Source organism: Sinomonas mesophila, from assembly GCF_001999765.1.
GTDB lineage: Bacteria > Actinomycetota > Actinomycetes > Actinomycetales > Micrococcaceae > Sinomonas > Sinomonas mesophila.
In genome coordinates this window covers 95,501-113,892 of the sequence record NZ_MTIC01000003.1, presented here as the reverse complement: position 1 = coordinate 113,892, position 18,392 = coordinate 95,501, and the positions used below count along the sequence as shown (strand labels likewise).

Below are 18,392 nucleotides of genomic sequence, written 5' to 3'. Positions count from 1 at the left end.
GCGGTCTGGGAAGCTGTAGTCACCCGTCTAGGGTACCGGAACGCGGGCGACTGGCCGGGGCCGGTGTGGCGCCCGCCTCAGTAGCGCTGGCCCGCCTCGGGGTGGGACTCGAGCTCGCGCTCGGCCTCGGCGTGCATCCTGCGCTCCACGAAGAAGCTCAGGAACGGCACGACGCCGCCGAGCGCCATGAGGATGAACCGGCCGAAGGGCCAGCGCATGAGGGTCCAGAGGCGGAAGGTCGACATGAGGTACACGACGTACATCCACCCGTGCACGATGAGAATCGCGATCGACAGGTTCACCCCTCCGAGCACGCCCGCGGGTTCCGCGTCGGCGAGGCCGACGCCGAACGGCTGGCCCGTGAGGGCGTCGGTGCCGCCGGCGTACAGGAACTTCCCGAACGCGTAGCGGGCGATCATCTCCGTGCACAGGAGCAGGAGCATGATGCCGGTCGAGTAGGACAGGACGCGGTAGAGCTTGAGCGCGGTCCTGATCTGCGCGACGGTGCCGCCGAACCGGCGCTGCCTCACGGTGCGGCCCGCGGCGGGCTGGGGATCGATCACGGTGTTCCTCCGGTTCGTGCGGGCCCGGCATCTCCGGGGCGTGCTGTGTCAGTCGCGGCGTCGTCGGCCGCGTCGGCGAGGGCGTCCTGGGTGCGCTCGTAGTCGTCGCGGACGAGCCGCCACCACAGGAAGACCGAGAAGCCGGCGAAGACGACCCATTCGACGGCGTAGAAGATGTTGAGCCAATTGACCGGCTGCTCGAGCGGCTGCGGCTCGATGGTGAGGGCCTCGACGGGGCCGCCGCGGGCCGCGGCCGACGCGTCGCCGTCCGGGGTGACCTCGGACGTCGCGGCGACGAACCCGGGGTAGCTCGGCACGTCCCACAGGTTGATCAGCTGCGCCACGGAGAGGGTCGCGACCTCGCCGGCGGCGAGGTCACTGGCAGCCTCGGGGGCCTCGGATGGCAAGAGCCTGCCGGTCAGCTCCACGGGGCCTGACGGTGGCGGGCCTGCGTCCTCGGGCGCCGCCACCCATCCGCGGGCGACCGGGATCACTGTGCCCGCCTCCCCGCCGACGGAGGGTGCACCGTCGACGGCGAACGCGGCGACGACCCACCAGCCCTTGCGGCCGTCCTGCAGGCGGTCGCGGACGAGGACCTGCCTCGCGGGGTCGAAGCTGCCCTCGGCGCTGACCATCTGATCGGCGGCGGATGCCGGGAAGAACTCGCCCGGGCGGAGCACCTCGGCGAGCGGCCGGACCTCCTCGGTCGTGCGTACAGCCGGGGGCGCCTCGGAGACGGAGCGCGAGAACTGCCACTGGCTCAGGAGCACGAACACCCACGAGACCAGGAGCGCTCCGACGAGCGCGGCGATCCACTGGGGCTTGAGGGCGGTTCGGAGCACCCATTAACGGTACTCCGACACGCTGTAGAAAACGTAAACGGGCCCGGTGGCCCGGATCCTAGTGGTCGGCGAACACGAGCGAGGAGTTGATGAGCTCGGCGATGATGTCCGCATCGTTGGCGCGGCGCAGGGACTCGCGGAAGCCCTGCTTGGACAGGGACCGGGCGAGCGTCGCGAGCACCTCGAGGTGCTCCGAGAACGAGGACGCGGGCGTGGCGATGAGCAGGACGACGTTGGCGGGGCCGTCCATCGCCCCGAAGTCCAGGGGGTGGCCGTACTTGGCTACGCCGACGGCGATCGAGGGCCGGGTGACGTGCTCGCTGCGCGCGTGCGGGAGGCCGATCCCGCCCGGCAGGCCGGTCGCGAGCTGGTGCTCCCGCGAGGCGACGTCGGCGAGGAAGGCGTCCAGATCGTCCACGCGGCCCGCATCCTTGAGGCGCTGGGCAAGCTGGCGTGCGGCGTCCACCCGATCCTCCGCGACCATCTCGAGGATGACGAGGCCCGGAGTCGTCAGCTGGGCGTCATAGCGGTCGAAGGGTCCGGGGAGGGGCATACGGCTACTTTACCGGGACGATGTCTTCCACACCCATGCGCGCGGCGTCCGCCGACTCGTCGTCGGGCTGCTGCTGGCTCAGCCGCTCGGCCTCGACGCGGGCGATGTAGTGGGCCACCTCCTTGTCCCGCTGCACCTCGCTCCAGCCGAGCAGGGGCGCCATGAGGTCCGCCACGACCGGTACGGCGGAGACGCCCCGGTCCCACGCCTCGATCGAGATGCGCGTGCGCCGCGTGAGGATGTCGTGCACATGCCGCGCGCCCTCGTGGGTCGTCGAGTAGACGACCTCGGCGGCGAGGTAGTCGTCGGCGCCGGGCAGGGGCGCGCGCAGCTCGGGCCGCTCGGCGATGAGGTCGAGGACTTCGCGCGCGAGCGAGCCGTAGCGGTTGAGCAGGTGCTCGACCCTGGCCACATGGACCCCGGCCTTGTCGGCGAGGCGCTGGCGCCGGTTCCACACGGCCCGGAAGCCGTCCGCCCCCACGAGCGGGACACGGTCCGTGCAGCTCGGCGGCACACGTTCGTCCATCGCGCGCGTGGCCTCGTCGACAGCGTCGCGCGCCATGATGCGGTAGGTGGTGAACTTGCCGCCGGCGACGACGACGAGCCCCGGCACAGGGTGGGCGACGACGTGCTCCCGCGAGAGCTTCGCCGTCGACTCGTTCTCCCCGGCCAGCAGCGGCCGCAGCCCCGCGTAGACACCCTCGACGTCCTCGCGCGTGAGCGGCCGCTTGAGCACCCGGTTGACGCGCTCCAGGACATAGTCGATGTCCTTGCTCGAGGCCGCGGGATGGGCCTTGTCCAGGCGCCAGTCCGTGTCCGTTGTGCCGATGATCCAGTGCCGCCCCCACGGGATGACGAACAGGACCGACTTCTCGGTGCGCAGTATGAGCCCCACCGTGGACTGGAAGCGGTCCCGGGGCACGACGAGGTGGATGCCCTTGGAGGCGCGCACCTGGAGCTGGCCGCGGTCGGTGACGAGGGCCTGCGTCTCGTCGGTCCACACGCCCGTGGCGTTGATGACCTGCTTGGCGCGGACCGGGAACTCGGATCCGTCCTCCTGGTTCTTCACGCGCGCGCCCACGACGCGCTCGCCCTCGCGGAGGAAGTCGACGACGGAGAGCCGGTTCGCCGCGTGCGCGCCGTAGTGCGCAGCCGTGCGGACGACGGAGACCACCATGCGCGCATCGTCGACCTGCGCGTCGTAGTACCGGATGGAGCCGATCATGGCGTCCTCGCGCAGGCTCGGCGCGGCCCGGAGCGTGCCCCGGCGGAAGAAATGCTTGTGCACCGGCACGCCGTTGCCGCGCCCGCTCGTGAGACCGAGCGTGTCGTAGAGGATCATGCCGATGCCCACGTACGGGCGCTCCCAGAAGCGCCGCGTGAGCGGGTACAGGAACGGCACGGGGCGCACGAGGTGCGGAGCGATGCGCTGCAGCAGCAGCCCCCGCTCCTGGAGGGCCTCCTGCACGAGGCCGAAGTCGAGCATCTCGAGGTAGCGCAGGCCGCCGTGGATGAGCTTGGACGAGCGCGAGGACGTCCCGGACGACCAGTCCCGGGCCTCGACGATGCCGACGTCGAGCCCGCGGGTCGCGGCGTCGAGCGCGGCGCCTGCACCGACGATCCCGCCGCCGACGATCAGGACGTCGAGCTCGCGGCCGGGCTCGCTGCTCTCGCGCATCCGCGCGAGCGCCGCCTCGCGGCCCTCCGGGCTGAGCGTCCCTGCCATGCAAGGCCCCCTTCGGCTCGGTGAAACCTGCTCCTGTGAAACCTGCCCCTGTGAAACCTGCCCCTAGGAGAGTCTAGGCAGGTCAGCGGCCCCCGTAGGGGGACACGACGACGTCGACGCGCTGGAACTCCTTGAGGTCCGAGTAGCCCGTGGTCGCCATCGAGCGGCGCAGCATGCCGATGAGGTTGCTCGTGCCGCCGGCGTCGTGGCCCGGGCCGAAGAGCACCTCCTCCATGGGGCCGACCGTGCCGACGTTGACGCGCTCGCCGCGCGGGGTCTCGGGGTGGTGCGCCTCGGCGCCCCAGTGCCAGCCGCGGCCGGGCGCCTCGTCGGCGCGGGCCAGGGCGGAGCCGAGCATGACGGCGTCCGCGCCCATCGCGATCGCCTTGACGATGGCCCCCGAGGTGCCCATCCCGCCGTCGGCGATGACGTGCACGTAGCGGCCCCCGGACTCGTCCATGTAGTCGCGGCGCGCGGCCGCGACGTCACTGATCGCCGAGGCGAGCGGCGAGTGGATGCCGAGCGCGCGGCGCGTCGTCGTCGTCGCTCCCCCGCCGAATCCAACGAGGACGCCCGCGGCGCCCGTGCGCATGAGGTGCAGTGCGGGCGTGTAGCCGGCGGCGCCGCCGACGATGACCGGGACGTCGAGCTCGTAGATGAACTTCTTGAGGTTCAGCGGCTCGTGGGTCTTGGAGACGTGCTCCGCGGAGACGGTCGTTCCGCGGATGACGAACAGGTCGACGCCGGCCGCGAGGACGGTCTTGTAGTGCTGGACGGTGCCCGAGGGCGTGAGCGCTCCGGCCACGGTGACGCCCGAGGCGCGGATCTCGGCGAGGCGCGACGTGATGAGCTCGGTCTGGACGGGCTCGGAGTAGATCTCCTGGAGGCGCCGGGTCACGGAGGGGCTGGACGAGCCGCCCTCGAGCGCGGCGATCTCCTCGAGCACCGGCTCCGGGTCGTCGTAGCGGGTCCACAGGCCCTCGAGGTCGAGCACTCCGAGCCCACCCAGACGGCCGAGCCTGATCGCGGTCGACGGGGACATGACCGAGTCCATCGGGGCGGCGATGACGGGCATCTCGAAGCGGTAGGCGTCGATCTGCCACGAGACCGACACGTCGTGCGGGTCGCGGGTCCGTCGATTCGGGACGATGGCGATGTCGTCGAGGGAGTAGGCACGCCGCCCGCGCTTGCCGCGGCCGATCTCGATCTCGTAAGTCACGGCTTCTACCTTACTGGACCCGGGTTGGGCGCCCGGGCGAATCCTGCGCACATGCTCGGACTTCCCTGCGCCGGGGCTGGGGGCGCCGATCCTACGCTGGGATCACGCGCAGCAGACCGCCGCCACCCACGGCGCGGACCGCCCTCGCCCAAGCACCCACACAACGCACCGCACCCGTACCCGCCGGGCCGCTCAGCCGCGCCCGCTAGACCAGGAGAATCATGGGGACCACGCCTCGCCGGTTCCGCGCCCACCTCGCGCTCGCGCTGGCCGCCGCCGTCGGCAGCGCCGCCCTCGCCGCGGCCCCGGCCACGGCGGCCCCGAGCCCGACGCCGGGCCCGAGCGGCGGAGCCCCCGGCACGGCGTTCGTCCAGAACGCGCTGCCCGGGCAGCAGTACTCGCAGTTCATCGTCCAGTTCGCGCCCGGGCCGGCGGGGGCGAACGCGAGCTCCCGCGCCAACGCCTGGGGCCGCATCGCCCAGCAGCTCGGCCTCTCGCCCCGCGAGGTCCGCCAGCTCGCCACCGGTGCGACGCTCGTCGCGACGGACCGCGCGCTCAACGACACCGAGGCCAAGGCCTTCATGACCGGGATCGCCGGCTCGGGCGCCGTCGACTACGTCGAGCCGGACGCCCTCATGAAGCCGACGCTCACCCCGAACGATCCCCGCTACGCCGAGCAGTGGGACTTCACCGGCACCAACGGCCAGCGCATCCCGGGCGCGTGGAACACCACGACCGGCACCGGCGCCGTCGTCGCCGTCCTCGACACCGGCGTCACCGCGCACCCCGACCTCGACGCGAACATCCTCCCCGGCTACGACTTCGTCTCCGACGCAGTCTCGGCCCGGGACGGGAATGGCCGCGACGCGAACCCGCGCGACGAGGGCGACTGGTATGCCGCCGGCGAGTGCGGCCAGAGCCAGGCCGCGAACTCCTCGTGGCACGGCACCCACGTGGCCGGGACGGTCGCGGCGGTGACGGGCAACGCGGCCGGGGTGGCCGGCGTCGCCCCCGGCGCGAAGGTCGTCCCGGTGCGCGTCCTGGCCAAGTGCGGCGGCATGCTCTCGGACATCGCGGACGCGATCGTGTGGGCCTCGGGCGGCGGCGTTCCGGGCGTCCCGGCCACCGCCAGCCGCGCCCACGTCATCAACATGAGCCTCGGCGGCGCAGGGACGTGCGGCACGACGTACCAGAACGCGATCAACAGCGCGGCGAGCCGCGGCACGACGGTCGTCGTGGCCGCGGGCAACTCGGCGCAGAACGCGGCCACCTCGCGGCCGGCCAACTGCGCGGGCGTCGTCGCCGTCGCGGCGAGCAACCCGAGCGGCGGGCTCTCCTACTTCTCCAATTACGGCGCGACCGTGGACCTCACCGCGCCCGGCGGCGACGTGCGCGTGGCCGGCGGCGGGATCCTCTCGACGCTCAACACCGGCACGACCGTCCCCGCCGGCGCTGGCTACGCGTACTTCCAGGGCACCTCGATGGCCACCCCGCACGTCGCCGGCCTGGCCGCGCTCCTCAAGGCCGTGCGGCCCACGATGACGCCGGCCGACGTCGAGGCCACGCTCAAGCAGGGCACGCGCCCGATGCCCGCCGGGTGCTCGCTCGGCTGCGGGGCCGGCCTCTCGGACGCCACCGCGACGATGGCCCTGGTGGGCGCGGCGGCGCCCAGCCCGACGCCGACCCCCACCCCGACGCCGACCCCCGCCAACTCCCTGCTCAACCCGGGCTTCGAGTCCGCCGGCACGTCGTGGACCTCGAACTACAGCGACACCTTCGAGTCCGGCTCCTCGGCGCGCAGCGGCTCCGGCTACGCCGCGCTCAACGGCTGGGGCAGGTCGACGAGCTACAGGCTCGACCAGCGCGTCGCCGTCCCCACGGGCACGGGCACCGCGTCGCTGTCCTTCTTCCTGCGGGTCCTGAGCGATGAGGGCACGTCCACCGCCTACGACACGTTCCGCGTCCAGGTCATCGACGGGCTGACGACCAAGACGCTCGCGACGTTCTCGAACAAGGACAAGGGCTCGGCCTACGTCCTCAGGACGCTCGACCTCTCCGCCTTCAAGGGCAAGACGGTGACCCTGCGCTTCCTCGGCACGGAGGACTACTCCTACGCGACGACGTTCCAGGTCGACGACACGAAGCTCGCGCTGGCCTAGGCAATCGAGCTCCCCAGGCGAACAGACGACGGCGGACCTCACCCGAGCGGGTGAGGGCCGCCGTCGTGCGCCCCTGAGATGTCCCTACGACACGGCGCGGACGACGCGGCAGCCGCCGATGGGAACGACGTGCGGGCGGCCGTCGGTGGGCTCGGCGATGACCTGGGCCTTGAGCCCGAAGACGTCCCAGAGCAGCCGCGGCGTGATGACCTCGCCGGGCGTGCCGGAGGCCACGATCCGCCCGTCCCGCATCGCGACGATCCGGTCCGAGTAGCGCGCGGCGAGGGAGATGTCATGCAGCACCATGACGACCGTGCGGCCGAGCTCGCGGTTGAGCCGCTGGACGAGCTCGAGCACCTCGACCTGGTGGGCGAGATCGAGGTAGGTCGTGGGCTCGTCGAGCAGGAGCAGCTCCGTCTCCTGGGCGAGCGTCATCGAGATCCACGCGCGCTGGCGCTGGCCGCCCGAGAGGTCCTCGAGCGGGACGCCGGCGAGGTCGGAGATGTCCGTCGCGGCGAGCGCGTCGGAGACGGCCCGCTCGTCGCCGCCCGTGAACTGCTGGTACCAGCGCTGGCGCGGATGCCGGCCGCGGGCCACGAGCTCGCCCACGGTCAGGCCGGCGGGAGCCTGCGGGGTCTGCGGCAGGACGCTGAGGCGACAGGCGACGGCGCGCGGGGGCATCGCGGCGATCTGGGCGCCGTCGAGTGTCACGCGCCCGGCCTCGGGCCGCAGGAGCCGGCCGAGTCCGCGCAGGAGCGTGGACTTCCCGCAGCCGTTGGGGCCGATGACCGTGGTCACGGTCCCCCGCTCGAAGGCCAGGTCGAGGGAGTGGACCACGGTGCGGCCGTCGAAGCCGAGGCTCAGGCCCTCGGCGGCGAGGATCGGGGTGGTCTCCTCGGTACTCTTCATGCATTCCTCCACTGGCTTCTCTGGCTCCGCAGCACGAGGGCGATCAGGACGGGGGCGCCGACCACGGTGGTCAGGACGCCGACGGGCAGGGCGTGCGGGAGGGCGAAGCCCGCGACGAGGTCGCTCGCGACCGTGAAGGAGGCGCCGACGAGGGCGGTGACCGCGAGCGGCGGCACGATGGTGCCCCCGACCATGCGGGCCGCGAGCGGGCACACGAGCGCGACGAACGCGAGCGGCCCGGCGAGGACCGTGCCGACGGCGGCGAGGAGCACGGCGAGCAGGAGCAGGAGCGGGCGGCTGCGCCCGAGCGGGAGGCCGAGCCCGCGCGAGGTGTCGTCGTCGAAGCTGCTGAGCGTGAGCCAGCGTCCGGAGAAGGCGGCGGTCGCGAGCAGCGGCGCACACGCCGCGAGCGCCGGCAGGGCCGCCTCCCAGTCGCGGCCGTTGAGCGAGCCCATCATCCAGGTCAGGGCCTGTCCGGCGTTCGAGACGTCCCCGAGCGTCAGGAGCCACGTGACGAGGCTCGTCGCGAGCCCCGTCGCGCCCAGACCGACGAGTACGAGCCGGGTCGAGTCGAGCGCAGCCTGGCGGCGGCGGGATGCGAGCAGGAACACGCCGATGCCGAAGACGAGGGCGCCGGTCATGGCGGCCGCGGGCATGCCGACGGCGGCCGCGGCGCCGCTCGCGCCGCCGGCTCCCGCCTCCGCGAGGACGAGGACGGCGACGGCTCCGACCGAGGCGCCCGAGGTGACGCCGAGGATCTCGGGGGTCGCGAGCGGGTTCCGCGCGACCGTCTGGGTGATGGCGCCCGAGACGGCGAGGCACGCGCCCGCGACGGCGCCGGCGAGGGTCCGCGGCAGGCGGAACTCGAGGACCATGAGCTGCGTGCGCGCCGGCACGGAGGGATCCTGCGCGAGCGCCCCGAGCACCTCGGCGGCGGAGAGGGCGCGGCCGGCGAGCATGAGGTGACCGACGACGGCGACAACGAGGAGGACGACGGCGGCGGCCGAGATCGCCACGAGCCGGGGCCGGACGAGGGCGGAGACGGGGCCGACGCGCACGACGCGCGCCCCGCCCGCACCCGCGGGGCGGGCAGGGTCCGTGGGCCGCGGCGCGCGCTTCGCCCGCGGCAGCCGCGGCGGCGCCGGCCGCTTGGGGGCCTCGCGCTCCGTGACGCTCACAGGGTCACCAGCCTGCGCCGGCGGGCCAGGTGGACGAAGAAGGGCGCGCCGAGGACGGCGAGCACGACGCCGACGGGCAGCTCGCCGGGGCGGGCAATGACCCGCCCCGCCGTGTCGGCGAGCAGGAGCAGGGACGCGCCGAGCAGGGCGCAGCCGGGCAGCTGCCAACGGTAGTCGGCGCCGACGAGGCCGCGGACCATATGCGGCACGAGGAGCCCGGCGAAGGCGATCGGGCCGGCGAGCGTCACGGCGCACGCTGCCAGCAGGGCCAGGGACGCGAGGCCGAGGAACCGTGCGCGGGCCACCGAGACGCCGAGCGAGCGGGCGGTATCCTCCCCGAGGGCCAGGGCGTTGAGCGGGCCGATGTTCGCCGCGGCGAGGGCCAGTCCCACGGCGACGAAGGGCAGCATCTGGGGCACGAGCCCGCCGCGGACGGCGACGGAGCCGAGCTGCCAGAAGCGCAGCGTGTCGAGGGCCGCGTCGGAGCTGAGCACGATGAGGGAGACGAACCCGCCCGCGAGCGCCGAGACGGCGGCGCCCGCGAGGACGAGCGTCACAGGCGTCACGCCGTGCCGGGTCGCGGACCCGACCGCGAACACGACGGCGCAGGCCACCACCGCCCCGCAGAACGCGAGCGCGGCCTGGGCGTACGTCGTCGTGCCCGCCCCGCCGAAGACGAGCGAGCCGCCGACGACGGCGAGCGCGGCGCCCGGGTAGATGCCCAGGAGACCTGGGTCCGCGACGGCGTTGCGCGTGTGCCCCTGGCTCAGGCAGCCGGCGACGCCGAGGCACGCCCCGACGACGAGGCCGTTGACGGTGCGCGGCCAGCGCAGCTCGCGAATCGCGAGGTCCGCGACGGAGCCGTCCGGGGTGAAGAGCGCGTGCAGGAGCTCGGCGAGGCTCGTGGGGCGGCCGCCGATCGCGAGGCTCAGCGCGAGGGCGGCGGCGAGGACGCCGGCGCCGACGGCGAGCCCGAGCAGCGGGCGCCTCCGGGGCAGGGTCCCGGTGCGTGCCCGGGGCGGTACGAGGGTCGCTGCCACTGGCCTCCCTTTGGATTACGCAAGTCGAATTGCGCGTATTTGAAACACGCCGGTACAGTCTACGACGAAACTCAGGCAAGGCTTGCCTTAGTGACACCCGATGGCGGGCCACCGCCGTCGTGCATCCCTGCCCCCCTGTGACAGAGAGTCCCATGAAGCGCACCCGATTCACTCGCGTGGCGGCGGCCGCCGCCACGGCCCTCGGCCTCCTCGCCCTCACCGCGTGCGGCGGCCAGACCCCGGCGGCCGCGCCGTCGACCGCCGCCGCCGACGCCCAGTTCCCGAAGACGATCGAGCATGCGATGGGCTCGACGACGATCGAGAAGAAGCCGCTCCGCGTGGCCACCCTCGACGCGAGCTACACCGACGCCGCGCTCCTGCTCGGCGCCGAGATCGCCGGCTACACGACCTACCGCAAGGGCGACGAGTCCTTCCCGTCGTACCTCGGCGACGTGAGCGGTCTGACCAAGGACGCCGTCAACGTCGGCGCCCTCGCCGAGCCGAGCCTCGACAAGATCCTCGAGGCGCAGCCGGACCTCATCGTCTCCGCCAAGGTCCGCCACGAGGCGCTCTACAGCCAGCTCGAGAAGATCGCCCCGACGATCATGTCCGTCTCCACGGGCCCGTCGTGGAAGCAGAACATCGTCATGCTCGGCGACGCCCTCGGCAAGAAGGACCTCGCCGAGAAGCTCATCACCGAGTACAAGGACCGCGCCAAGGCCGTCGGCGAGGAGATCCTGAAGAAGAACCCGGGCCTGACCTACTCGTACCTCCGCTTCGCCGGCGAGGACACCGCGCGCCTGTACTCCTCGACGTCGTTCCTCGGCGAGATCATGACCGATGCGGGCATCGCGCGCCCGGCGGGCCAGCCGGACTCGAAGGAGAAGATCCTCGTCGAGCTCTCCCAGGAGCAGCTGCCGACGGCGGACGCTGGCCTGATCATCGTCTCGGCCTTCGGCCAGGACACCGCCGAGGGCGAGAAGTCCCGCGCGCAGAAGCAGGCGTTCATGTCGAACCCGCTGTGGTCGACGCTCAAGGGCGAGGTCCTCGAGGTGGACGACCGCGTCTTCGCGACCTCGGTGAGCATCCAGGGCGCGCACGGCGTGCTCACGGCCCTCGCCGAGAAGTACGGCGTGGACCCGCACCTGCCGCAGAAGTAGGCGTTTCCCGGCCACGGAAGGACGCACGACGGCGGCCCCCACCTCGCGAGGTGGGGGCCGCCGTCGTCTGCGCTTGCCCTGCGTTGCGGGGTCACCTCCCTGCGATGGGGGGTCACCTCCCTGCGTTGCAGGGTCACCTCCCTGCGTTGCAGGGTCACCTCCCTGCGTTGCGGGGTCATTGTCCTAACAATGACCCCGCGTCCCTGAGACGTGACCCCGCATCCCTGAGACGTGACCCCGCAACCTTGGAAGGTGACCCCGCAACCTTGGGAGGTGACCCCCGATCGGTGTGGGGAGGAGTACCGACTACCGGCGGTAGTTCGGCGCCTCGGCGGTGATCATGATGTCGTGCGGGTGGCTCTCCTTGAGGCCCGCGGCGGTGATCCGGACGAACCGGCCCTTGGCCTTGAGCTCGTCGATGGTGTGCGCGCCGACGTAGAACATGGTCTGGCGCAGGCCGCCCACGAGCTGGTGCGCCACCGCGGAGAGCGGGCCGCGGTACGGGACCTGGCCCTCGATGCCCTCCGGAACGAGCTTCTCGTCGGAGGGCACGTCCGCCTGGAAGTAGCGGTCCTTCGAGTACGAGGTGTTCTTCCCGCGCGTCTGCATCGCCCCGAGGGAGCCCATGCCGCGGTAGGACTTGAACTGCTTGCCGTTCATGAACACGAGATCGCCCGGGGCCTCGGCCGTGCCGGCGAGGAGCGAGCCGAGCATGACGGAGTCGGCGCCGGCCACGATCGCCTTGCCGATGTCGCCCGAGTGCTGGAGGCCGCCGTCGGCGATGATCGGCACGCCCGCCGGGATGGCGGCCTTGGAGGACTCGTAGATGGCGGTGATCTGCGGGACGCCGACGCCGGCGACGACGCGGGTCGTGCAGATCGAGCCCGGGCCGACGCCGACCTTGATCGCGTCCGCGCCGGCGTCGATGATCGCCTGGGCGCCCTCGCGGGTCGCGGCCTGGCCGCCGATGACGTCCACGTGCGCCGCGGCCGGATCCCTCTTGAGCCGGGCGATCATGTCGAGCACGCCCTGGCTGTGCCCGTTGGCGGTGTCGACGACGAGGACGTCGACGCCGGCCTCGACCATCGTCATGGCGCGCTCGAAGCCGTCGCCGAAGAAGCCGACGGCCGCGCCGACGCGGAGCCGCCCGGCGTCGTCCTTCGTCGCGTTCGGGTACTGGTCCGCCTTCTCGAAGTCCTTGACCGTGATGAGGCCCTGGAGGATGCCGTCGTCGTCGACGAGGGGGAGCTTCTCGATGCGGTGCTTGCCGAGGAGGCCGATGACCTCATCCCGGCCCACGCCGACCTTCGCCGTCACGAGCGGCATGGGCGTCATGACCTCGTGGACCTTGCGGGTGGCGAACTGCTCGCCCGGGACGAAGCGGATGTCGCGGTTCGTGATGATGCCCAGGAGCTTGCGGTTGCCGTCCACGACGGGCAGGCCCGAGACGCGGTAGTGGGCGCACAGGTCGTCGAGCTCCTGGAGCGTCGCGTCCGGGCCGACCGTGACGGGCTTGGTGATCATGCCCGACTCGCTGCGCTTGACCTGGTCGACCTGGTCGGCCTGGTCCTGGATCGAGAGGTTGCGGTGCAGGATGCCGATGCCGCCCTGGCGGGCGAGGCTGATGGCCATGCGCGCCTCGGTCACGGTGTCCATGGCCGCGGAGAGGATCGGCATGCCGAGGCGGATGCAGCGCGAGAGGCGCGTCGAGGTGTCGGCCTCGGACGGGATGACGTCCGTGGGGCCGGGGAGGAGGAGGACGTCGTCGTAGGTCAGGCCCAGGAAGCCGAACGGGTCATGCTCGGGTGCGGGGGGCTGGGGCGTGGTCATGAGTGCTCCTTGGCCGTGTGCCGGGGGTCGGCAGAGGTGAGGCGGTTGCGCTGATGACCAGCCAGTGCTTACGGGTCTGGTCTGCTGCGGTGGTTTCTATCGTAACTTTTGGCGGGGGCGAGCGTATTCCTCGCGGCGGCCACGTGAGGAAAGCCACGCCGCGCCGCCCCCGGATGGCCGTCCATGAGAGGCTCAGCGTGTGATCGTCACCCTGCGCGTGCGCGTCCCAGGAGAGCTCACCGACACCGTCGTCGCGGCGTGCCGCGGGCACGTCGGCACGGCGGAGGTCGCCGTCGCGCGCGGCGCCTCCGTGCACCCGCCGGGCGACGTCGTCGAGGTCCAAGTGGCCCGCGAGGCCGCCGACCGCCTGCTCGAGGAGCTCGAGGCGCTGAAGGTCCCCGAGCTCGGCTCCATCACGGCGGGCAGCCCCGAGCTCGTGCTCTCCTCGGCGGCGGACGACGCCGACGCGGCCGCGCCGGGCGAGGGCGCCGACGCCGTGATCTGGGACGAGGTGTCCCAGCGCACGGGCGAGGACTCGCGGCTGACGCTGAGCTACATCGTCTTCCTTGTCGCCGCCACGCACCTGGCCGGGATCGGGATCGTGACCAACTCGACGATCGCGATCGTCGGCGCCATGGTCGTCGGGCCCGAGTTCGGCCCGCTCGCGGCCCTGGCCGTCGCCGTCGTCGAGCGCAAGTGGAGGCTCGCGCGGCAGGCCGCGCTCGCTCTCGGCCTCGGGTTCCCGCTCGCGATGCTCACCGTGGCCGCGGCGGCGGCCGTCTCCGTCCCGCTCGGCCTCTACGACCCGGAACAGGTCCGCACCTCGAACTCCGCGGTCGAGTTCATCTACCACCCGGGGCCGTACTCGCTCATCGTGGCCGCCATCGCCGGCACCGTGGGCATGCTCTCCCTCATCAGCCGCAAGTCCTCGGTGCTCGTGGGCGTGGTCATCTCGGTCACGACCGTCCCCTCGGCGGGGTTCGTCGCGGTGGCGCTCGTGCTCGGCGAGGTCGAGAAGGCCGCACTCTCCGCCGCGCAGCTCGGGCTAAACCTCCTCGGGATCGTCGTCGCGGCCGTCGTGGTCCTGCTCGTCTATGGGGCCGTGAGCCCCAAGCTGCCGCGCACGACGGCGCTGCGGCTCGCCCGCCGCGACGCGCGCCGTCGTGCCTAGCCGCCGTCGTCCGTGGGCGCCGTCCCGCATGCCCTGGGAATCGCGCCCGCCTGCCGCCGTCGCGCGCACCCGGAATGCGGAAGGGGCGTCGAGATCTGCACCCGAAAGGCCGGAGGCGCCTCGAGATGCGTACCCGAAACGAAAGGGGGCGGACGACGGCGGCGGGCCCCCTTCCGCGTGGAAGGGGACCCGCCGCCGGGGTGCTGTGCGAGAGCCTAGTGGCTGTGGCCCGCGTGCGCGTCGGCGTCCTCGGCCGGCTTGTCCGCCACGAGCGTCTCCGTGGTCAGGACGAGGGCCGCGATCGAGGCCGCGTTGAGCAGCGCCGAGCGGGTCACCTTGACCGGGTCGATGACGCCGGCCGCGATGAGGTCCTCGTACTCGCCGGACTTGGCGTTGAAGCCGTGGTTGACCTCGGCATCGGCCACGCGGGCGGCGACGACGTAGCCGTCGAAGCCTGCGTTCTGGGCGATCCAGCGCAGCGGCTGGACGAGGGCGCGGCGCACGATGCTGACGCCGGCGACGGCGTCGCCCGTGAGGGCCTTGACCTTCTCGTCCTCGTCGAGCACGCGGACCGCGTGGGCGAGGGCGGAGCCGCCGCCCGCCACGATGCCCTCCTCGAGGGCCGCGCGGGTCGAGGACACGGCGTCCTCGATGCGGTGCTTCTTCTCCTTGAGCTCGACCTCGGTCGCGGCGCCGACCTTGATGACGCCGATGCCGCCGGCGAGCTTCGCGAGGCGCTCCTGGAGCTTCTCGCGGTCCCAGTCGGAGTCCGTGCGGGCCAGCTCGGCGCGGAGCTGCGCGACGCGGCCCGCGACGTCGTCGGCCGAGCCGGCGCCGTCGACGAGCGTCGTCGTGTCCTTCGTGACCGTGATCCGGCGGGCCGTGCCGAGCTGCTCGAGCCCGACCTGGTCCAGGCTCAGGCCGACCTCCGGGGAGACGACCTGCGCGCCGGTGAGGGTCGCGATGTCCTGCAGCATGGCCTTGCGGCGGTCGCCGAAGCCCGGGGCCTTGACGGCCACGACGTTGAGCGTGCCGCGGATCTTGTTGACGATGAGCGTCGAGAGGGCCTCGCCGTCGATGTCCTCGGCGATGATGAAGAGCGGCTTCGAGGCGGACAGGGCCTTCTCGAGCACCGGGAGGAACTCCTGCAGCGAGGAGATCTTGCCCTGGTTGATGAGGATGAGCGCGTCCTCGAGGACGGCCTCCTGGCGCTCCGCGTCGGTGACGAAGTACGGCGACAGGTAGCCCTTGTCGAACTGCATGCCCTCGGTGAGCACGAGCTCGGTCTGGGTGGTCGAGGACTCCTCGATCGTGATGACGCCGTCCTGGCCGACCTTGTCGAAGGCCTCGGCGAGCAGGTCGCCGATCTCCTCGGACTGGGCCGAGATGGCGGCCACGTTGGCCACCTGGCGTCCCGAGACCTCGCTCGCGTTCTCGGCGAGGCGGGCGACGACGGCCTCGACGGCCGCCTCGATGCCCCGCTTGATCTCGCCCGGGGCGGCGCCGGCGGCCACGTTGCGCAGGCCCTCCTTGACCAGGGCCTGGGCGAGGACGGTCGCCGTCGTCGTGCCGTCGCCGGCGACGTCGTTGGTCTTGGTCGCGACCTCCTTGGCGAGCTGGGCGCCGAGGTTCTCGTACGGGTCCTCGAGCTCGACCTCGCGGGCGATCGTGACGCCGTCGTTCGTGATGGTGGGCGCGCCCCACTTCTTGTCGAGGACGACGTTGCGGCCGCGGGGGCCGAGCGTGACCTTGACAGTGTTGGCGAGCTTGTCGACGCCGGCCTCGAGGGCCTTGCGGGCGTCGTCGTTGAATGCGAGCTGCTTAGCCATTCGCTTCTCCTTCTGTGCAACGCGCAACACCCCGGCCGCGCTCGGCGGCCGGGGTGTCGCACACGGCGCTACTTGACGACGATCGCGAGGACGTCGCGGGCGGAGAGCACGAGGTACTCGGCGCCGCCGGTCTTGACCTCGGTGCCGCCGTACTTGGAGTAGAGGACGACGTCGCCGACCGTGACGTCGACCGGGACGCGGTTGCCGTTGTCGTCGACGCGGCCGGGGCCGACAGCGACGACCTCGCCCTCCTGCGGCTTCTCCTTGGCGGTGTCAGGGATGACAAGACCGGAAGCCGTGGTCTGCTCGGCCTCGAGCGGCTTGACGACGATGCGATCCTCGAGGGGCTTGATGGAGACCGACACGGATCTCTCCTTTACATGAACGGGTTCACGGGTGGGGAGCCGGGCAAGCAACCGTCGTCGCGGGTGCCGGGAGCGTGCCTGACATGGTTAGCACTCGACGCTGCCGAGTGCTACTGCGACTCTAGTGAGCGGGTTGGCACTCGGTCAAGGCGAGTGCCAAGGCGGTCGGGCGACGTCGGAGCCGCCGCCCAGCCCTACTCCCCCGCGAGCTCGTCGAAGCTCAGGCCGCCGCCGTCGTCCTCCGCGTCCTGGCCGCGCGTCGCGTACATCGCGACGGCCGCGCCGACGAGGGCGACCCCGCCGAGCACGAGCCCGACGATCGCGGCGACCTTCGCCCCCGCGTACTGGTCGCGGAGCGCCGCAGCCTCGGGGGTCGGGTCACTGATGCTTTTGCCCCCGACTGAGTACACGGTCGCGGTGAAGGCGTCGAGGCCCAGGACGACGGCGAGCAGGAGCCCGGAGATGACCACGATGACGAGGCCCACGACGAGGGCGGGGCGCGCGAGATGGGCGAAGCCCCCCGGGCGGTGGGCGGGCTGGGGGACAGTCGGGGTCGTCTCCATGCGCTCAACCCTATCCAACTACGCTGGATGCATGGCCCATGACGAGAATGCCCAGGACCAGCTCGCCCCCCTCCTGACGCCGGAGGGATGGGCCCTGCTCAACTCGCTCGGCCCCTACCGCGAGGAGGACGCCCTCGCGCTCGGCTCGCGGCTGCGCAAGGAGGGCCACTCCCCCGAGCTCGTCGCCGCCGTCCTGAGCCAGGCCCGGCTCCGCGCGCGGGCCGCGGTGAAGTTCGGCGAGTTCGCGTCGCAGATGCTGTTCACGCGGGCAGGGCTCGAGCAGGCCACGCGGCTCTCCGTCGCCGCGCGGCACGCGCGCCGCTTCGTCGACGCCGGGGTGCGGCACGTCGCCGACCTCGGCTGCGGGCTCGGCGCGGACGCCCTCGCGATGGCCTCGCTCGAGCTGGAGGTCACCGCCGTCGAGCGCGACGAGGCGACGGCGGCGTGCGCGACCATGAACCTCATGCCCTTCCCGGAGGCCCGCGTCGTGCACGCCGACGCCGAGACGGTGCCGCTCGAGGAAGTCGACGGCGTGTGGCTCGACCCGGCGCGGCGGGAGACCTCGAGCTCGGGGACGCGCAGGATCTGGGACCCGGAGGCGTTCTCGCCGCCGCTGTCCTTCGTCGAGTCGCTCGCGGCGCGGGGGCTGCCCCTCGGGGTCAAGCTCGGGCCGGGGCTGCCGCACGAGTCCGTCCCGGACGGGTGCGAGGCCCAGTGGGTCTCGGTCGACGGCGACGTGGCCGAGGTCGCGCTCTACTTCAACGCCCTGCGCCGCCCGACCGTGCGCCGGGCGGCCCTCGTGCTCGGTCACGGCGGCGCGGCGGAGCTCGTGGCCGAGACAGAGTTCGGCGGCGGCGCGCAGCCGCACATCGGGCCGTTCGAGGGGTACCTGTACGAGCCGGACGGCGCGGTCATCCGGGCGGGGCTCGTGGCGGAGTTCGCCGAGCGGATCGGCGGGCACCTCCTCGACCCGCAGATCGCGTACGTGTGCGCGCCCGGGCTCGTCGAGACGCCGTTCGCGCGGGCGTACCGGGTCCTCGAGGTGCGCCCCTACCACGTCAAGGCCCTGCGCGCGTGGGTGCGCGAACAGGGCATCGGCGTGCTCGAGATCAAGAAGCGCGGCACCGCCGTGACGCCCGACGAGCTGCGCAAGGTGCTCCTGGCCGGGCAGAAGAAGGGCGCGACCGGCAAGGCGACCCTCGTGCTGACCCGGATCGGAGAGCACCGGGTGGCCGCCGTCGTCGAGCCCGTCGTCGCCGAGCCCGCCTGACCACCCCTCCCCCGA

The 18,392-nt window shown here is 72.6% G+C and carries 16 protein-coding genes; 4 read left to right on the top strand and 12 right to left on the bottom strand.

All coding sequences use genetic code 11. From position 1 onward, the window contains the following. Window positions 1-77 precede the first annotated feature (77 nt). From BV907_RS11895 to BV907_RS11875, 5 genes are all read right to left on the bottom strand, one after another. On the bottom strand, window positions 78-563 hold the full coding sequence (locus BV907_RS11895) for a DUF3817 domain-containing protein (protein ID WP_077489944.1): 486 nt from the start codon (window positions 561-563) through the stop codon (window positions 78-80). After that, complete coding sequence (locus BV907_RS11890) at window positions 560-1,405, bottom strand: SURF1 family protein (protein ID WP_077489943.1); 846 nt, start codon at window positions 1,403-1,405, stop codon at window positions 560-562. The genes BV907_RS11895 and BV907_RS11890 overlap by 4 nt, the downstream gene beginning before the upstream one ends. 58 nt (window positions 1,406-1,463) lie before the next feature. Continuing rightward, window positions 1,464-1,958 carry a PTS sugar transporter subunit IIA gene (locus BV907_RS11885; protein WP_077489942.1) on the bottom strand — a complete coding sequence of 165 codons (495 nt, stop codon included), beginning with the start codon at window positions 1,956-1,958 and terminating at the stop codon, window positions 1,464-1,466. Window positions 1,959-1,962: 4 nt separating this feature from the next. Next, window positions 1,963-3,684 carry a glycerol-3-phosphate dehydrogenase/oxidase gene (locus BV907_RS11880; protein WP_077489941.1) on the bottom strand — a complete coding sequence of 574 codons (1,722 nt, stop codon included), beginning with the start codon at window positions 3,682-3,684 and terminating at the stop codon, window positions 1,963-1,965. Window positions 3,685-3,766: 82 nt separating this feature from the next. Beyond that, window positions 3,767-4,903 carry a GuaB3 family IMP dehydrogenase-related protein gene (locus tag BV907_RS11875; protein ID WP_077489940.1) on the bottom strand — a complete coding sequence of 379 codons (1,137 nt, stop codon included), beginning with the start codon at window positions 4,901-4,903 and terminating at the stop codon, window positions 3,767-3,769. Between the two features lie 221 nt (window positions 4,904-5,124). Between BV907_RS11875 and BV907_RS11870 the strand changes: the two genes are divergently transcribed. After that, complete coding sequence (locus BV907_RS11870) at window positions 5,125-7,062, top strand: S8 family serine peptidase (protein ID WP_077489939.1); 1,938 nt, start codon at window positions 5,125-5,127, stop codon at window positions 7,060-7,062. A gap of 84 nt (window positions 7,063-7,146) precedes the next feature. Here BV907_RS11870 and BV907_RS11865 read toward each other — a convergent pair whose 3' ends face one another. The 3 genes from BV907_RS11865 to BV907_RS11855 are packed head-to-tail and all read right to left on the bottom strand — an operon-like array spanning window position 7,147 to window position 10,189. Beyond that, a complete protein-coding gene (locus tag BV907_RS11865) occupies window positions 7,147-7,971 on the bottom strand; it encodes an ABC transporter ATP-binding protein (protein WP_077489938.1) in 825 nt (274 codons plus the stop codon). Next, window positions 7,968-9,149: a FecCD family ABC transporter permease gene (locus tag BV907_RS11860; protein WP_245827940.1), complete on the bottom strand. Its 1,182-nt coding sequence runs from the start codon at window positions 9,147-9,149 to the stop codon at window positions 7,968-7,970. Before BV907_RS11860 ends, BV907_RS11865 begins: the two co-directional genes overlap by 4 nt. Continuing rightward, a complete protein-coding gene (locus tag BV907_RS11855; protein ID WP_077489937.1) occupies window positions 9,146-10,189 on the bottom strand; it encodes a FecCD family ABC transporter permease in 1,044 nt (347 codons plus the stop codon). Before BV907_RS11855 ends, BV907_RS11860 begins: the two co-directional genes overlap by 4 nt. 152 nt (window positions 10,190-10,341) lie before the next feature. Here BV907_RS11855 and BV907_RS11850 point away from each other — a divergent pair, with 152 nt between their 5' ends. Beyond that, on the top strand, window positions 10,342-11,349 hold the full coding sequence (locus BV907_RS11850; protein ID WP_077489936.1) for an ABC transporter substrate-binding protein: 1,008 nt from the start codon (window positions 10,342-10,344) through the stop codon (window positions 11,347-11,349). A 306-nt stretch (window positions 11,350-11,655) separates the two neighbouring features. Here BV907_RS11850 and guaB read toward each other — a convergent pair whose 3' ends face one another. Beyond that, window positions 11,656-13,179 carry an IMP dehydrogenase gene (gene guaB / locus BV907_RS11845; RefSeq protein WP_077489935.1) on the bottom strand — a complete coding sequence of 508 codons (1,524 nt, stop codon included), beginning with the start codon at window positions 13,177-13,179 and terminating at the stop codon, window positions 11,656-11,658. A gap of 199 nt (window positions 13,180-13,378) precedes the next feature. Between guaB and BV907_RS11840 the strand changes: the two genes are divergently transcribed. Next, on the top strand, window positions 13,379-14,350 hold the full coding sequence (locus tag BV907_RS11840) for a DUF389 domain-containing protein (protein WP_077489934.1): 972 nt from the start codon (window positions 13,379-13,381) through the stop codon (window positions 14,348-14,350). Between the two features lie 215 nt (window positions 14,351-14,565). Here BV907_RS11840 and groL read toward each other — a convergent pair whose 3' ends face one another. From groL to BV907_RS11825, 3 genes are all read right to left on the bottom strand, one after another. After that, window positions 14,566-16,179 carry a chaperonin GroEL gene (groL, locus tag BV907_RS11835; RefSeq protein ID WP_077489933.1) on the bottom strand — a complete coding sequence of 538 codons (1,614 nt, stop codon included), beginning with the start codon at window positions 16,177-16,179 and terminating at the stop codon, window positions 14,566-14,568. Between the two features lie 68 nt (window positions 16,180-16,247). Continuing rightward, window positions 16,248-16,544, bottom strand: coding sequence for a co-chaperone GroES (groES, locus tag BV907_RS11830; protein ID WP_066499141.1), 297 nt, complete (start codon window positions 16,542-16,544; stop codon window positions 16,248-16,250). A gap of 194 nt (window positions 16,545-16,738) precedes the next feature. Continuing rightward, window positions 16,739-17,107: a hypothetical protein gene (locus BV907_RS11825; RefSeq protein WP_077489932.1), complete on the bottom strand. Its 369-nt coding sequence runs from the start codon at window positions 17,105-17,107 to the stop codon at window positions 16,739-16,741. Between the two features lie 31 nt (window positions 17,108-17,138). On the opposite strand from BV907_RS11825, the gene BV907_RS11820 reads away from it, so the two are divergent. Then, window positions 17,139-18,377, top strand: a complete 1,239-nt coding sequence (locus BV907_RS11820; RefSeq protein ID WP_077489931.1) for a class I SAM-dependent methyltransferase — start codon at window positions 17,139-17,141, stop codon at window positions 18,375-18,377. Window positions 18,378-18,392 lie beyond the last annotated feature (15 nt).

Excerpts from the sequence above, each read along its gene's own strand:
- BV907_RS11825 (WP_077489932.1), bottom strand. The coding sequence starts at position 17,107 with ATGGAGACGACCCCGACTGTCCCCCAGCCCGCCCACCGCCCGGGGGGC.
- guaB (WP_077489935.1), bottom strand. The coding sequence starts at position 13,179 with ATGACCACGCCCCAGCCCCCCGCACCCGAGCATGACCCGTTCGGCTTC.
- BV907_RS11850 (WP_077489936.1), top strand. The coding sequence starts at position 10,342 with ATGAAGCGCACCCGATTCACTCGCGTGGCGGCGGCCGCCGCCACGGCC.
- BV907_RS11870 (WP_077489939.1), top strand. The coding sequence starts at position 5,125 with ATGGGGACCACGCCTCGCCGGTTCCGCGCCCACCTCGCGCTCGCGCTG.
- groL (WP_077489933.1), bottom strand. The coding sequence starts at position 16,179 with ATGGCTAAGCAGCTCGCATTCAACGACGACGCCCGCAAGGCCCTCGAG.
- BV907_RS11820 (WP_077489931.1), top strand. The coding sequence starts at position 17,139 with ATGGCCCATGACGAGAATGCCCAGGACCAGCTCGCCCCCCTCCTGACG.
- BV907_RS11865 (WP_077489938.1), bottom strand. The coding sequence starts at position 7,971 with ATGAAGAGTACCGAGGAGACCACCCCGATCCTCGCCGCCGAGGGCCTG.
- BV907_RS11885 (WP_077489942.1), bottom strand. The coding sequence starts at position 1,958 with ATGCCCCTCCCCGGACCCTTCGACCGCTATGACGCCCAGCTGACGACT.
- BV907_RS11880 (WP_077489941.1), bottom strand. The coding sequence starts at position 3,684 with ATGGCAGGGACGCTCAGCCCGGAGGGCCGCGAGGCGGCGCTCGCGCGG.